This is a genomic window from Kitasatospora sp. NPDC059646, from assembly GCF_042734615.1.
In the GTDB taxonomy this organism is placed as follows: Bacteria; Actinomycetota; Actinomycetes; order Streptomycetales; family Streptomycetaceae; genus Kitasatospora.
Genome location: NZ_JBHWDS010000107.1, coordinates 1 through 1,847 on the forward strand (window position 1 = coordinate 1; position 1,847 = coordinate 1,847).

A 1,847-nucleotide genomic window follows, 5' to 3' on the forward strand; every position below is an offset into this window, starting at 1 on the left:
GGCCGGGGAGACGCCCTGTCTCCCCGGCCCGCGGCGGCTGCTTCCGGGCCTGCTCCCCCGTCAGCCGAGGCGCAGCAGGCGCGCGGTGATGGACGGCGGCGCCAGGTCCTTCTGCAGGGTGACCGGGATCTCGACCCGGCCGTCGCCGTCGCCCGCCGACAGCGTGCCGACCTGGCTGCCGGCCGGCAGGGTGTGCGCGATCTTGCCGATCGGGGTCAGGGTCAGGTGCGCGGTGATGCCGGACCAGCCCGCCACCGTCAGGTCCTTCGCGGCCACCACGGGCACCTTGCCGCCCACGCCGTCGTCCACCTGGCCGACCACGTCGCCCTGCTTGGCGAGGGTCTGCCCGGTCAGCGCGGCCTGCGCGGCGACGTTGATCTTCTGGCTGACCGGCTGGGCCGCGTTCACCAGGCTCGTCTCCTCCTTGGTGGCCGGCTGGCCCAGGGTGACACCGAGCAGGGTCCGCTTGACGCCGCCGATCTCCTTGACCGCCGCCCACATGAAGCAGGACTGCGCCGGGGTGGACGAGCCGGTCTTGCCGCCGATCATGCCGTTCTTCCCGAGCACCTTGTTGGTGTTGAAGATCCGCTGGCCGTTGAACTTGGTGTCGGGCTCGGCGATGACCTGCCGGAAGACCTCGTCCTTCATCACCTGCTCGGCCAGCTTCAGCTGGTCCTTCGCGGTGGACTTGGTGTCGTTGTTGTAGCCGGCCGGGTCGGCGTAGGTGGTGTTGGTCATGCCGAACTGCCGGGCGGTGTCGTTCATCTTCCGGACGAACGCCTCCTCGCTGCCGGAGTCCCAACGCGCCAGCAGGCGGGCCACGTTGTTCGCGGACGGCAGCATCAGCATCTCCAGCGCCTCGTACTCGCTGAGCTGCTGACCCTCCGTCAGGGTCACCTTCGACTCGTCGGCGTTCGACGACTCCTGCGCGGCCTGCTTGTCGACCGTCAGCATCGGGCCGCTCTGGCCCTTCTTCAACGGGTGCGCCTGCAGGATCAGGTACGCGTTCATCACCTTGGTGACGGACGCGATCGGCACCGGCGTCTGCTCACCGGACGCACCGAGGTCGCCCACCCCGACCACCTCGGCCGCGGCCTGCCCCTTGGTCGGCCACGGAATGCTCAACTGCTCGCCCTGGAACGTGAACGAGTCCGCCAGCCCGAGCTTCGCCTTCGGCGCGGGCAGCGGGCGCAGCAGCTGCACCGACGCCAGCACACCGAGCACCACGGCCAGGAACACGCCCCAGATCAGCACCCGCTTCATCGCCCGCCGGAACGGGGTCATCGGCCGGGCGCTCAGCGCCTTCAGCACCTCCAGCGCCTCGATGGTGCTCTCCGGCCCGGGAGCCGCCGCAGGCGCGACGGCGGCGGGAGCGGCCGCGGGTGCGGGCACCGGAGCCGCCTTCGGCGCCGGAACGGCCTTCGGCGCCGGGGCGGGAGCCGGCTTCGGAGCGGACTCGTCCTTGGGCAGCCGCAGCATGACGGTCTGCTCGGACTTGGCGGCCGGGGCGGGCTTCTCCCCCTCCTCCTCCGCTTTCTCCTCCTCCGCCGCCTTCCCGACGCGGAGCGTCATCGTCGGCTCGGGTCCGGTGGAGGCCGGCTTCTCCTCCTTCTCCGGCTCCGCCACCTTCTCGATCCGCAGCGTCATGGTGGGCTCGGCCACCGCAGGAGCCGACTTCTCCTCCTCCGCCGCCTTCCCGACGCGCAGCGTCATCGTCGGCTCGGGCCCGGTGGAGGCCGGCTTCTCCTCCTCCTCCGGCTCCGCCACCTTCTCGATCCGCAGCGTCATGGTGGGCTCGGCCACCGCAGGAGCCGACTTCTCCTCCTCCGCCGCCTTCCCGACGTGCA

1 protein-coding gene is annotated in these 1,847 nt (G+C 71.4%); it reads right to left on the reverse strand.

Annotation, left to right across the window (positions count from 1 at the left end):
- Positions 1-60 precede the first annotated feature (60 nt).
- Positions 61-1,847, reverse strand: a 1,787-nt coding sequence (locus tag ACFV1L_RS36240; RefSeq protein ID WP_380374530.1) for a D-alanyl-D-alanine carboxypeptidase family protein, incomplete at its 5' end; no start/stop codon positions are given.